The following is a 14,345-nucleotide window of genomic DNA, read 5'->3' on the forward strand; positions in this document are numbered from 1 at the left end:
CTAAACAGACGTTTCAAAGAATTCAAGTTCTTTGCTGTCAGCGCTCAGTTGAACGATCGCTTTTTTCCAATCCGGTCTGTATCCGCTATGTTTACCATAACGTTTTGGTTTACCCGCAACACGCATTGTGTTAACGCCGGTTACTTTTACTTTAAAGATTTGTTCGATAGCAAGTTTGATTTCAGTTTTGTTTGAACGAAGATCAACTTCGAAAACATACTTCTTATCAACCATGTAATCGGACGTACGTTCCGTGATAACCGGGCGCTTGATAATATCGCGTGGATTTTTCATTACGCAAGCACCTCCTGTACTTTCTCTACTGCTTCTTTAGTGATGATAAGGTTATCATGCACCAATACATCCAGAACATTAATGCCGTCAGCTGCAACGAATTTAACACCTGGGATGTTACGAGCAGATAATGCTACGTTATCTTCATAGTTAGCCGTTACTACAAGAGCTTTGCGGCCTACTTTAAGGTTACTTAGAATAGCTGCGAATTCTTTCGTCTTAGGAGCTGCAAGTGTCAGTTGATCCAAAACGATAATCTCGTTTGCAATCACTTTCGAAGACAAAGCAGATTTAATCGCTAGACGACGAACTTTCTTAGGAAGCTTGAATCCGTATGAGCGTGGAGTAGGTCCGAAAACCGTACCGCCGCCAACCCATTGCGGGGAGCGAATGCTACCTTGACGAGCACGGCCAGTTCCTTTTTGTTTCCAAGGCTTACGACCGCCGCCACGTACTTCGGAGCGTCCTTTTGTTTTGTGATTGCCGAAGCGTTCAGATGCTTGTTGGTTAACAACAGCACTGTGCAAAACATGAACGTTTGGTTGAATTCCGAAAACTGTTTCAGCCAGTTCAAGCTCGCCCACTTGCGCGCCACTCACGTTATATACTGTTACTTTAGGCATTTCCTGTTCCTCCTTTCTTTAAAAGCGATTAGTTCTTAACAGTTTGTTTCACTTTTACGAATCCGTTTTTCGGGCCCGGAATCGAACCTTTTATTAGAAGAACGTTACGTTCTACATCTACACGGATAACTTCAAGCTTTTGAATCGTGATTGTTTCGTGACCCATATGTCCTGGAAGGCGTTTGCCTTTCGGTACACGGTTCGCTTGGATTGAACCCATCGAACCTGGTCCACGGTGGTAACGGGAACCGTGAGACATAGGACCCGTGCTTTGTCCCCAACGTTTGATTACGCCGGCAAAGCCTTTACCTTTAGAAATACCTGTTACGTCAACGAACTCGCCCTCTGTGAAAAGGTCAGCTTTAACTTCTTGGCCAACTTCATAATCGCCCAAGTTAATGCCGCGAATTTCACGAACGTAGCGCTTAGGTGTTGCATTTGCCTTTTTGGCGTGACCAGCTTCTGGCTTGTTCGATCTGCTCTCCTTCTTATCGGAGAAACCGAATTGAACAGCTTCATAGCCGTCGTTTTCTTGATCTTTCTTCTGTAGTACTACGCAAGGTCCAGCTTCGATAACCGTTACTGGAACGACGTTACCTTCTGCAGTAAACACTTGAGTCATACCAAGTTTTTTTCCTAAGATACCTTTCATGTTGACACCTCATTTCCTTCCTATAATCGCATATGCTGGTATTACAGTTTGATTTCGATATCTACACCGGACGGTAAATCCAGGCGCATCAACGCATCAACCGTTTGCGGCGTTGGGTTTACAATGTCGATCAAACGCTTATGAGTGCGTTGTTCGAATTGCTCCCTCGAATCCTTGTACTTGTGTACCGCACGGAGAATGGTGATGATTTGCTTTTCCGTTGGCAACGGAATCGGCCCGGATACACCTGCACCGGAACGTTTTGCAGTTTCAACGATTTTCTCTGCGGATTGATCAAGAATCCTGTGATCGTATGCTTTCAAGCGGATACGAATCTTTTGCTTTGCCATATAAGTCCCTCCTTCTATCGCCCAATTTATTATCGGACATACTCCGTAAGAAAACCCTGCACATGCCCCATGGCAAAGGGGCCGGGTGTGTCGGCAACCTCTCACATCATCGCAACGTCAGACCAACAGACACTATTATACCGAATTTAATGGGCAATTGCAACATTAAGTTTAGCTTCTTTCAAAAACAAACATTTTTGCAAAAACGGCTTTCCGACGCGCCTTATGAGGACGTATGTTCGAACTCCAATCGCGTTCATACTTCGTGAAAATCAGATCAGACTGCACTATGAACCCTTATAGCGACCATTATGTCCCTTATTACAATTAATCCATACTTATTGTTTATAATAACGGACATAATGGGCACTACATGATTATAAACACTTGTATACGGAAAAGACACCGCCAATTAACGCCAACTGAATTGATACAACAAAAACCATCATTCGCCGTATAACCGGAAATGATGGTTTTAATATTTTACCCTAATACAATTCGGTCATCCGCCAATTTTTTTCCGCTTATTTGTTCAAACTCACCTAGCAGCTGCGCAACGGTAAGATCCTTCTTGCGCTCTTCAGGAACATCGAGAATGATCCGGCCTTTATCCATCATGATCAAACGGTTGCCAAGACGTATCGCCTGCTCCATATTGTGTGTAACCATTAGCGTTGTTAGATTCATTTCTTTAACGAGCGTTTCTGTCAGCGTTGTGATAAGCTCTGCTCTAGAAGGGTCTAACGCAGCAGTATGCTCATCAAGAAGCAGAATCTGCGGTCTGGTAAAGGTAGCCATCAACAAGCTTAACGCCTGTCGCTCTCCACCTGATAGTAAACCAACTTTAGCGCCCAGACGGTTTTCAAGGCCAATACCGAGCCTCGCAAGCTCTTTCTTAAAAATTTCGCGCTTCGCTTTATTAACCCCGAATGAAAATCCTCGTTTTTTGCCACGTGCATATGCAATCGCTAAATTCTCTTCAATGGACATGCGAGGCGCAGTTCCTGCCATGGGATCCTGAAAGACCCGGCCGATCCACTGACTACGCTGGTACTCCGTAAGATTGCTTATATTTTGACCATCGATTCTTACTTCGCCGGCGTCCGGCCTCATAACACCGGAAATAATATTCATTAAAGTAGATTTACCGGCGCCGTTACTTCCAATAACCGTAATGAAATCGCCTGGCTTCATCAGTAGATTCGCTCCTACGAGCGCCGTTTTCTCATCCACTGTGCCTGGATTGAACAGCTTGGACACCTTTGCAATTTCCAACATTAGCGTCCACCCCCAGGCTGTGTTTTATCCAAAATAGCCAGCATCTCTGCCGTACGTTTTCTGGCTACGTTTTTTTGCTTCCATACCCTTCTTGACGCTGGAACTACAAGAGCAAATATAATGATTACTGCTGTAATCAGCTTCATATCCGAAGCATCCAACCACTCGATGCGCAAAGCCAGCGCATATATGATCCGATAAATAATTGAACCAAGTATAACGGCCATTGTCGCTCTGAAGATTGTGCGTGATCCAAAGATCGCTTCACCGATAATAACCGAAGCGAGTCCGATGACAATCATACCTATCCCCATGCTATTATCCGCATACTTATTATAGTGGGCAATTAATGCACCTGAAGTCGCAACTAATGCATTAGACAGAGCGATACCGAATATCGTCGTGATATCTGTGTTAGCACCAAAGCTGCGGATCATGCGTGAGTTATCCCCCGTTGCTCTCAGGCTCAAACCGAGGTCTGTGCGGAAAAATAAATCGAGAATGACCTTCACGATAATAACGAAAACGATCATCATGCCAAGTGTAGATACATTATCGAATAAATTTTCCTGTCCTCTAAGCGAAACATTTGGTTTGCCCATAATTCTTAGATTGATCGAATACAAAGCAATCATCATAATAATACCGGATAGCAACCCGTTAATTTTACCTTTGGTGTGAAGCAGCCCCGTACACGCTCCAGCCAAAGCTCCACCAACAAAAGCGCAAAGCACTGCAAGCCAAGGTGGAGTGCCGTTAACCGTCATTACCGATCCAATAGCTGCGCCCGTCGTAAAGCTGCCATCTACGGTCAAATCCGGAAAGTCGAGTATCCGGAACGTTATATACACACCTAGTGCCATTAACGCATATAATAATCCGCTTTCCACAGCACCTTGCATGGATACGAGCATATGAATTACCTCCTCTTCAAAACAAGAGGGTGAATCAGTTGCCTGATCCCCCCGTATTGTTTTCGTTCATCATATTTTCTAAACGTTCAAATTATCTTCTACTCGATGATATTGTTTGCTTGGTCTTTCACGAAAGCTTTCATTTCGTCTGTAACCGTAATGCCTTGCTCAGCAGCTGCTTTCATATTGAAGATAAAATCAAGCTTCTGAGGAACGGTTACATTCATTTCACCTGGGTTTTTACCATTTTTCAAAATCTCCACTGCCATTTGACCAACTTCATAGCCATGATCATAATATTTGAATCCTACTGCTGCAAATGCGCCCTTCTCGACTGTATCGCGGTCTGCTGAGAAAAAGGGAATATCGTTAGCATTTGCTACTTCGATAATCGCATCCGCACCGGTAACAACCATATTATCCAATGTGATATAGATCGCATCCACACGACCAACAAGGGAATCAGCTGCTTGCTTCACATCCGATGAATTGGCAACTGCAGCTTTAACTAGCTTAATGTCGTGCTTTGCCAATGCTTCTTCTGCGATGTTACCCATAATTACAGCATTTGGTTCACCTTCATTAATAATAAGGCCTACGTTTTTAGTATTAGGGAATTGAGCAGCAATGAAATCCATCGTTTGCGTAATCGCAGCCGGATTCGTATCCGATGCGCCTGTAATGTTGCCGCCCGGTGCTTCCAGTTGGGTTACGATTCCTGCATCAACTGGATCCGTAACAGCAGCAAACAATACCGGAATGTCCTTAACATCATCAGCTAGCGCCTGTGCAGTTGGTGTTGCAATTCCTAGAGCAAGGTCACTTTTGCTTGTTGCGATTTTTTGGGAGATCGTTTTGATGTTAGTTGCATCACCTTGCGCGTTGTTGAAATCGATTTTAAGATTTTTGCCTTCTTCAATACCCGCATCTTTAAGTGCAGCAATAAAGCCCTCACGCGTAGCATCTAATGATGGATGCTCGACAATCTGTGATATAGCAATGGTGTAAGACTTGTCCGCAGTTCCGCCAGTATTAGATGTGTTCGTGCTTTCGTTCGTTCCTGACTCTGTTTTCGCACCACATGCTGCTGTTACAATCATGACTGATGCCAATGCAATGCCGACCCAAAACTTTTTATTCATTTGTTTAATCCCCTCTCATTTTATAAATCCTCTACTTATGCGGCTCGAACATAAACTGCAAGCACAGCAAAACATCATCGCTTTCTAATATTAAAGTCGATAACGATGTACTTCAACCGAGTTCTTACTATTTATGTAGAAGCTCTTTTTACTATTCCCTAATATTAAATGCGTGTAAGGTGCAGCGTCAATCATTAGTTGGTTGTAAATAGAAAGTAAACCCTACCATAAATTAGTATTGCTAGAAAAATCAAAAGCCCTCACCGAAGTGAGGGCTTTCTCTATTAACAGCGGCTAAGCCGCCATCAATTATTTTTGGATAGATGCTACTGCGCCAGCGCCTACAGTACGGCCGCCTTCACGGATAGAGAAACGAGTTCCATCTTCTACAGCGATTGGAGCGATAAGCTCAACCGTTACAGTGATGTTGTCGCCAGGCATAACCATTTCAGTACCTTCTGGAAGGCTGATGATACCTGTTACGTCAGTTGTACGGAAGTAGAACTGTGGACGGTAGCCAGTGAAGAAAGGCTTATGACGGCCACCCTCTTCTTTAGTTAGAACGTAGATTTGTGCAGTGAAGTTAGTGTGTGGTTTAACCGAACCCGGTTTAGCCAAAACTTGTCCACGCTCGATGTTGCTGCGGTCTACACCACGAAGCAATGCACCTACGTTGTCCCCAGCTTGAGCGGAATCAAGCAATTTACGGAACATTTCAACGCCTGTTACTACGGATTTACGGGACTCTTCAGCAAGACCGATAATTTCTACCTCGTCGCCTACTTTGATAACGCCACGCTCTACGCGACCTGTAGCAACTGTACCACGGCCAGTGATTGTGAATACGTCCTCGACAGGCATAAGGAAAGGCTTAGCTGTGTCGCGCTCAGGAGTTGGGATGTAAGTATCAACTTGCTCGAAAAGCTCGATGATTTTTTCAGCCCAAGGACCTTCTGGGTTAGCAAGCGCTTCACGAGCAGCACCACGGATGATTGGAGTGTCGTCACCTGGGAACTCATACTCAGAAAGAAGGTCACGAACTTCCATTTCAACTAGCTCAAGAAGCTCTTCGTCTTCAACCATGTCGCATTTGTTCAGGAATACAACGATGTAAGGTACGCCTACTTGTTTCGAAAGCAAGATGTGCTCACGAGTTTGTGGCATAGGACCGTCAGTAGCGGAAACTACAAGAATAGCTCCGTCCATTTGAGCAGCACCAGTGATCATGTTTTTAACGTAGTCGGCGTGACCTGGGCAGTCAACGTGTGCGTAGTGACGAGCTGGCGTCTCATACTCAACGTGAGCTGTCGAGATCGTGATACCACGCTCGCGCTCTTCTGGAGCTTTATCGATTTGGTCGAATGCGATTGCTGCACCGCCGTATTTTTTGGAAAGTACAGTAGTGATAGCTGCTGTCAAAGTCGTTTTACCGTGATCGACGTGACCGATAGTACCGATATTAACGTGCGGTTTGTTACGTTCAAATTTAGCCTTAGCCATTGAACTTGAGCCTCCTCAATATATCATAAAATTTTTATGTGTGGGCCGACATCAAGCTTGCAAGCAAACGAGCTGACGGCCAAAAGCAAATGGTTGTATAGGACAAAAACGATTACTCGCCTTTGTTCTTAGCAATAATCTCTTCAGAGATCGATTTCGGAACTTCTTCATAGTGAGAAAGTTCCATGGAGAATACGCCGCGTCCTTGTGTACCGGAACGTAGTGTTGTGGAATAACCGAACATCTCGGAGAGAGGTACCTTGGAGCGGATAATTTGTGCACCTGCACGTGAATCCATACCTTCGATACGACCACGACGGGAGTTAAGCATACCCATAACATCGCCCATGTACTCTTCAGGAACAGTAACTTCTACTTTCATGATTGGCTCAAGAAGAACTGGCTTACATTTTTCTTTGGCAGCTTTAAGCGCCATCGAACCTGCAATTTTAAACGCCATCTCCGAGGAGTCAACATCATGGTAAGATCCGTCTACTACAACAGCCTTGACATCAACGAGCGGGAAGCCGGCTACTACACCGTTCTTCATTGACTCTTCAATACCAGCCTGGATAGGAGCGATAAATTCACGAGGAATCGAACCGCCGACTGTTTTGTTTTCGAATATGAAGCCTGAACCAGGCTCAAGTGGTGAGAATTCAACCCAACAATGACCGAATTGACCTTTACCACCGGACTGACGAACGAACTTACCTTCAACCTTCGCAGCTTGACGGAACGTTTCACGGTAAGCAACTTGTGGTTTACCAACGTTTGTCTCAACTTTGAATTCACGGAACATACGGTCAACAAGAATCTCAAGGTGAAGCTCACCCATACCAGAAATAATCGTTTGGTTTGTTTCCTCATCCGTATGTGCGCGGAAGGTAGGGTCTTCTTCTGCCAGCTTGGAAATAGCGATACCTAGTTTGTCTTGGTCAGCTTTCGTTTTTGGCTCGATAGCAACCGAGATAACTGGCTCAGGGAAGTTCATTGATTCAAGAATGATAATGCTCTTCTCGTCACAAAGAGTGTCCCCAGTTGTCGTATCTTTAAGTCCAACTGCTGCAGCGATATCGCCTGCATACACTTCTGAAATTTCTTGACGAGCGTTCGCATGCATTTGAAGAATACGTCCAATCCGTTCACGTTTGCCCTTAGTTGAGTTAAGAACATACGAACCGGATTTCAGAATTCCTGAATATACACGGAAGAACGTCAATCTACCAACGTAAGGATCCGTCATGATTTTGAATGCCAAAGCCGCAAACGGCTCTGTATCGGATGATGGACGTTCACCTTCTTCACCGTCTTCAGTTGTACCTTTAATCGAAGGTACATCAAGAGGTGATGGAAGGTAGTTTACAACCGCATCCAACATCAGTTGAACACCTTTGTTACGGTAAGAAGATCCTACGATTACTGGGAAGATTTTAACTTCGCAAACGCCTTTACGGAGCGCTGCTTTGATTTCTGGAATCGAAATTTCTTCGCCTTCCAAATATTTCATCGTTAATTCTTCGTCAAGCTCAGCAACCTTCTCGATCAATTCCGTACGAAGTGATTCCACTTGGTCAGCGTACTCCGAAGGAATTTCGACCTCGATTGGATCTTTACCTGTGTCGTCTTTGTACTTATATGCTTTGCGTTCAACGATATCGATAACGCCGACGAAATCTGACTCAGCGCCAATCGGAATTTGAATCGCAACAGCATTAGCTTGAAGACGCTCACGCATGTCTTTAATAACATTCAGAAAGTCAGCACCAATGATGTCCATCTTGTTGACATATGCGATCCGCGGAACGTTGTAACGGTCTGCTTGACGCCATACAGTCTCAGATTGTGGCTCGACTCCTTCTTTCGCACTGAAAACTCCAACGGCCCCGTCCAATACGCGCAGGGAACGTTCAACTTCTACTGTGAAGTCAACGTGTCCCGGGGTGTCGATAATATTAATACGGTGTCCATCCCATTGAGCAGTTGTCGCGGCAGACGTGATCGTGATACCGCGCTCTTGTTCTTGTTCCATCCAGTCCATCGTAGCTGCACCTTCGTGCACTTCTCCGATTTTGTGGGTACGGCCCGTGAAGAACAAAATCCGTTCAGTTGTAGTGGTTTTACCGGCATCAATATGCGCCATAATCCCGATGTTACGCGTATTTTTCAAGGAGAACTCTCTTGACATAAAATGGTCTCCTCTCGAATGTAAAGATTCTACCAGCGGTAGTGAGCAAACGCTTTGTTCGCTTCAGCCATTTTGTGAGTATCTTCGCGCTTCTTAACAGCTGCGCCAGTGTTATTGGAAGCATCTGTGATTTCAGCAGCTAAACGCTCTTCCATCGTTTTCTCTCCGCGGTTACGTGAATAGTTCACGAGCCAACGAAGACCAAGTGCCGTACGGCGCTCTGGTTTAACTTCGATAGGCACTTGATAGTTTGCACCGCCGACACGGCGTGCTTTAACCTCAAGTACTGGCATAATATTTTTCAAAGCAGCTTCGAACACTTCCATCGGATCTTTACCCGTGCGTTCTTGAATCAGTTTGAAAGCATCATACAATAGCGTTTGTGCAACGCCTCTTTTACCGTCAAGCATAATGCGGTTGATTAGGCGCGTTACCAGTTTGCTGTTATACAGCGGATCTGGAAGCACATCGCGTTTCGTTACAGGACCTTTGCGTGGCATGAGAAAGTCCCCCTTTCTTCTAATAGTTGCTATTTCTAGCTTTCAATGACCCGTAAGGGACATATTCAAAATTCCGTGTAAGGCTAATAATTATGATTTTTTAACTTTCGGACGTTTTGTACCGTATTTCGAACGAGCTTGCATACGGTTGTTAACACCCGCAGTATCAAGTGCGCCACGAACGATATGATAACGTACTCCCGCTAAGTCTTTTACTTTACCACCGCGGATCAAAACAACGCTATGCTCTTGCAAGTTGTGTCCGATGCCCGGAATGTACGCCGTAACCTCTAGACGGTTCGTTAAACGAACACGTGCATATTTACGAAGTGCGGAGTTCGGTTTCCTTGGAGTCATTGTACCTACACGAGTGCACACACCGCGTTTTTGAGGAGCGCTGATGTTAGTAGCTTCACGTTTCAATGCATTGAAACCTTTTTGCAATGCCGGCGATTTCGATTTAACGACTTTCGCTTGGCGTCCTTTACGGACTAGTTGGTTAATAGTTGGCATGTTGCCACCCCCTTCCCTATATTCATGTCTTTTGAGAATATAAGCATTTATAAATACATTTGTTTATAAATCAACTTATATTTCTTTTGCGTAACGAGCTCTTTCCACCAAAAGACGGCAACAGCCGTATACGCTTGTATGGTAGACATTTTACCTAAAATTAAGCCCACAGATCCAGGCGGTTCATAAAAGAACAAACAAAAGTTCTCGCCAGTCAATCATCGTTAAATAATCAACTAACAAAAACGGCTATTGCATTATTCTTCTTCGTTTACGAGCGCTGCCATTGCGGCCCCGATATCGATGCCGCAGGTTTCCCCGAGCTCTTCCATCGTATCGATCCATTTCACTGGAACTCCCGTCCGCTCACATAGATGAACAATCTTCTCTCTCATCTGCGGATCTGCATTGCGTGCAACATAGACTTCAATCGCTCTTTCTTGCTCGAGCATCTTGGTTGTCTGCTTTGCGCCGACTTTGAATTGCATGAAAATCACCTTCAATTCTTCCATTCAGCGATCACACAATTAGGCACACTTCGATATAATAGCACCTATACCGTGATTGTGTCAAGAAACTTCAAGATAATCATTTGCAAACCATTTATTAATGAGTTTCATACTGTAAACATGGAAAAGAGCGACCATCTTCCGCTTCCAAACAAAGCGGAAGATGCAACGCTCCTTATATATGTTTAGTATCCGGTTGAAATAAGGATTCAGTAACTATTCGTTAGTCGACAGTAACTGCTTCCGTTTCCAATTCCCCTTCAACTGCAGTAGTAGCTTCATCTTCTAGTCCAGCAAAGCGAATGTTGCGGTAACGCGCCATCCCCGTACCTGCAGGAATCAACTTACCGATAATAACATTTTCTTTGAGTCCAAGCAACTGGTCGACTTTGCCTTTGATAGCCGCGTCAGTCAATACACGAGTTGTTTCTTGGAAAGAAGCCGCTGACAAGAATGAATCTGTCTCAAGCGATGCTTTCGTAATACCGAGCAAAACTGGTTTTGCTACAGCTGGCTCTAGATCTGCAAAGATTGCAGTACGGTTCTGAGACTCATATTCATGAATGTCAACAAACGCGCCTGGAAGCAATGTAGTGCCGCCTGCGTCTACGATACGGATCTTGCGGAGCATTTGCTTAATCATGACTTCAACGTGCTTGTCATTGATTTCTACCCCTTGGTTCCGGTAAACGCGCTGTACTTCTTGCAAAATGTAGTTTTGAACGCCACGGATACCTTTGATGCGCAGCATATCTTTAGGGTCAATAGAACCGTCGGTCAGCTCATCGCCGGCCTCGATTTGTTGACCTTGTGTTACGCGGATACGCGAACCATAAGTAACAGCATACACTTTCGATTCCGCTTCGCCTTGAACCTCGATTTCGCGACGGTCCTTCGCTTCACGAATTTCTTTAATTACACCGTCAAGCTCAGAAATAATCGCTTGACCTTTCGGATTACGCGCCTCGAACAACTCCTGGATACGCGGCAAACCTTGTGTAATATCATCGCCGGCAACGCCGCCCGTATGGAACGTACGCATCGTCAGCTGTGTTCCTGGCTCACCGATTGATTGTGCTGCGATAATGCCTACCGCTTCCCCAATCTCAACGTGCTTGCCAGTTGCAAGGTTACGTCCGTAACAGATCTTACATACGCCATGACGAGCACGGCAGCTGAGTACGGAACGAATTTGCAGTTTTTCGACGCCTGCATCGATAATCGCATCAGCTTTATGAGAATCAATAAGCTCGCTGCGGTTTACAATGATTTCGCCTGTTTTTGGATTACGAACGGTTTCGAACGCATAGCGTCCTTCAATACGGTCATATAGGTCTTCAATAACCTCTTTACCGTCTTGAATTTTGCTTACGGAGAAGCCTTTGTCCGTACCACAATCTTCTTCTCGCACGATTACGTCTTGTGCAACGTCGACAAGTCGACGAGTCAAGTAACCGGAATCGGCCGTCCGAAGTGCTGTATCCGCCAAACCTTTGCGCGCTCCGTGAGTCGAGATAAAGTACTCGAGTACAGTAAGACCTTCGCGGAAGTTTGATTTAATTGGCAACTCAATGATACGACCGGATGGGTTGGCCATTAGACCACGCATACCGCCGAGTTGAGTAATTTGAGATTTGTTACCCCGTGCTTTGGAGTCCACCATGAGCATGATGTTGTTGTAACGATCCATCGACTTCATAAGAACTTCGGTGATTTCGTCTTTACATTTGCTCCAAATGCTGATGATTCGGTCATAACGCTCTTCGTTTGTGATCAAACCACGACGGTATTGATTCATAACGGTTCCGACCTTAGCATCGGAGGCATGCATAATTTCATCTTTCTCTTTCGGAATGATAACGTCAGCAACGCCGATCGTAATACCAGACTTAGTCGAGTAGGTGAAACCAAGCTGCTTAATGCGGTCAAGAAGCTGTGCAGTAAGCGTTGTGTGATATTTACGGAAGCACTCCGCGATCAATAGAGCAAGGTAATCCTTACCCACCGCCCCAGGGATATCGGATACTTCAATAAATTTAGTCAAATCAGCGCCTTTTTCGTATACAAAGTATTTATCCGGTGTACCTTGCAGCAAATTCGTTTTCGTTGCTTCGTTGATATAAGGGAAATCTTCAGGGAAAATTTCATTGAAGATAATTTTACCAACAGTCGTAACGAGCAATGAATTTTGCTGTTGCTCCGTGAAATTAACTTTCTTGAGTACGCGCACTGGAATGAAAATTCTAGCGTGTAAGGAAACAATACCGCGCTGGTAAGCAGAGATCGCTTCGTTAATGGTACCGAATACGGAACCACTGCCTTTAGCTTCTTTGTTATCCATCGTTAAGTAGAAGCTTCCTAGTACCATATCCTGTGAAGGAGTAACGACTGGCTTGCCGTCTTTCGGGTTAAGAATGTTACCTGATGCAAGCATAAGCAAGCGAGCTTCCGCTTGTGCTTCAGCAGACAACGGAACGTGAACGGCCATTTGGTCACCATCGAAGTCAGCGTTATAAGCTGTACATACGAGTGGGTGAAGCTTAATTGCGCGACCTTCAACCAGAATAGGCTCAAATGCTTGAATACCTAGTCTGTGAAGCGTCGGAGCACGGTTAAGCAATACAGGGTGTTCCTTAATGACTTCCTCAAGCACATCCCATACCTCAGGACTTACGCGTTCAACCTTGCGCTTCGCACTTTTAATATTATGTGCTAGGCCTTTATTTACAAGCTCTTTCATAACGAAAGGCTTGAACAATTCTAGTGCCATTTCTTTCGGAAGACCACATTGGAACATCTTGAGGTTAGGACCTACGACGATAACCGAACGACCAGAATAGTCCACCCGTTTACCGAGCAAGTTCTGACGGAAACGTCCTTGCTTACCTTTCAGCATGTGGCTGAGCGATTTAAGCGGACGGTTACCAGGGCCTGTTACAGGACGGCCGCGACGACCGTTATCGATCAAAGCGTCAACTGCTTCCTGCAGCATCCGTTTCTCATTCTGAACAATGATATCAGGAGCGCCAAGATCAAGCAGACGCTTCAGACGGTTGTTACGGTTAATAACACGGCGGTACAGATCGTTAAGGTCAGAAGTCGCAAAACGACCACCGTCAAGCTGTACCATCGGACGAAGCTCAGGAGGGATGACAGGTAGCACATCAAGAATCATCCATTCGGGCTCATTGCCAGAGTTGCGGAATGCTTCTACAACTTCAAGGCGCTTAATCGCACGATTACGGCGTTGGCCTTGTGCCGTGCGCAGCTCTTCCTTCAATTGTTCCAGCTCTTTATCAACGTCGATATCCTGCAATAGTCTTTTGACAGCCTCGGCACCCATACCAGCATGGAAACCATACCCGTATTTCTCCCGGTAGCTGCGATATTCTTTCTCCGAAAGGAGTTGTTTTTTCTCAAGCGGGGTATCACCTGGATCCGTTACCACATAGGATGCAAAGTAAATGATCTCCTCAAGCGAACGAGGCGACATATCGAGTGCAAGACCCATTCGGCTTGGAATGCCTTTGAAATACCATATGTGGGAAACAGGAGCAGCTAGCTCAATGTGACCCATGCGCTCGCGACGTACTTTAGCGCGGGTTACTTCAACGCCGCAGCGATCACAAACGACACCTTTATAGCGTACACGTTTGTATTTACCGCAATGACATTCCCAGTCTTTCGTAGGTCCGAAAATTTTCTCGCAGAAGAGACCTTCCTTCTCCGGCTTTAAGGTCCTATAGTTGATCGTCTCCGGTTTTTTAACTTCTCCGCGGGACCACGAGCGAATTTTATCCGGCGAAGCCAGACCGATTTTCATATACTCGAAGTTGTTCACGTCCAACAAGGAGCAACCCTCCTCCGTCATGTATGACAATG

General features: G+C 45.2%; 13 protein-coding genes. All 13 read right to left on the minus strand.

Annotated features, from left to right (window positions below; genetic code table 11):
* A complete protein-coding gene (gene rplW, locus FGT79_RS28870) occupies window positions 1–294 on the minus strand; it encodes a 50S ribosomal protein L23 (protein WP_053373900.1) in 294 nt (97 codons plus the stop codon).
* The gene (gene rplD / locus FGT79_RS28875) at window positions 294–917 is read right to left on the minus strand and encodes a 50S ribosomal protein L4 (protein ID WP_138756285.1); all 624 of its coding nucleotides are present in this window, start codon (window positions 915–917) and stop codon (window positions 294–296) included. Before rplD ends, rplW begins: the two co-directional genes overlap by 1 nt.
* Window positions 918–945: 28 nt before the next feature.
* A complete protein-coding gene (gene rplC, locus FGT79_RS28880) occupies window positions 946–1,569 on the minus strand; it encodes a 50S ribosomal protein L3 (RefSeq protein WP_138756286.1) in 624 nt (207 codons plus the stop codon).
* Window positions 1,570–1,610: 41 nt separating this feature from the next.
* Window positions 1,611–1,919 (minus strand): 30S ribosomal protein S10, encoded by a 309-nt coding sequence (gene rpsJ, locus FGT79_RS28885; RefSeq protein WP_017692074.1) that lies wholly within the window; start codon window positions 1,917–1,919, stop codon window positions 1,611–1,613.
* A gap of 483 nt (window positions 1,920–2,402) precedes the next feature.
* Window positions 2,403–3,197: an ABC transporter ATP-binding protein gene (locus FGT79_RS28890; protein ID WP_138756287.1), complete on the minus strand. Its 795-nt coding sequence runs from the start codon at window positions 3,195–3,197 to the stop codon at window positions 2,403–2,405.
* Complete coding sequence (locus FGT79_RS28895) at window positions 3,197–4,111, minus strand: ABC transporter permease (protein WP_138756288.1); 915 nt, start codon at window positions 4,109–4,111, stop codon at window positions 3,197–3,199. Before FGT79_RS28895 ends, FGT79_RS28890 begins: the two co-directional genes overlap by 1 nt.
* Window positions 4,112–4,209: 98 nt before the next feature.
* Complete coding sequence (locus FGT79_RS28900) at window positions 4,210–5,253, minus strand: ABC transporter substrate-binding protein (RefSeq protein WP_138756289.1); 1,044 nt, start codon at window positions 5,251–5,253, stop codon at window positions 4,210–4,212.
* 309 nt (window positions 5,254–5,562) lie between these two features.
* A complete protein-coding gene (gene tuf, locus FGT79_RS28905; protein ID WP_138756290.1) occupies window positions 5,563–6,753 on the minus strand; it encodes an elongation factor Tu in 1,191 nt (396 codons plus the stop codon).
* 112 nt (window positions 6,754–6,865) lie between these two features.
* The gene (gene fusA, locus FGT79_RS28910) at window positions 6,866–8,941 is read right to left on the minus strand and encodes an elongation factor G (protein ID WP_138756291.1); all 2,076 of its coding nucleotides are present in this window, start codon (window positions 8,939–8,941) and stop codon (window positions 6,866–6,868) included.
* Between the two features lie 29 nt (window positions 8,942–8,970).
* Complete coding sequence (rpsG, locus tag FGT79_RS28915; RefSeq protein WP_028609662.1) at window positions 8,971–9,441, minus strand: 30S ribosomal protein S7; 471 nt, start codon at window positions 9,439–9,441, stop codon at window positions 8,971–8,973.
* Between the two features lie 90 nt (window positions 9,442–9,531).
* Window positions 9,532–9,954: a 30S ribosomal protein S12 gene (gene rpsL, locus FGT79_RS28920; RefSeq protein WP_054025332.1), complete on the minus strand. Its 423-nt coding sequence runs from the start codon at window positions 9,952–9,954 to the stop codon at window positions 9,532–9,534.
* A gap of 257 nt (window positions 9,955–10,211) precedes the next feature.
* The gene (locus tag FGT79_RS28925) at window positions 10,212–10,442 is read right to left on the minus strand and encodes a ribosomal L7Ae/L30e/S12e/Gadd45 family protein (protein ID WP_138756292.1); all 231 of its coding nucleotides are present in this window, start codon (window positions 10,440–10,442) and stop codon (window positions 10,212–10,214) included.
* A gap of 244 nt (window positions 10,443–10,686) precedes the next feature.
* The gene (rpoC, locus tag FGT79_RS28930; RefSeq protein WP_138756293.1) at window positions 10,687–14,313 is read right to left on the minus strand and encodes a DNA-directed RNA polymerase subunit beta'; all 3,627 of its coding nucleotides are present in this window, start codon (window positions 14,311–14,313) and stop codon (window positions 10,687–10,689) included.
* Window positions 14,314–14,345 lie beyond the last annotated feature (32 nt).

Origin of the sequence: Paenibacillus sinopodophylli (genome assembly GCF_005930355.1) — a bacterium.
In the GTDB taxonomy this organism is placed as follows: domain Bacteria; phylum Bacillota; class Bacilli; order Paenibacillales; family Paenibacillaceae; genus Pristimantibacillus; species Pristimantibacillus sinopodophylli.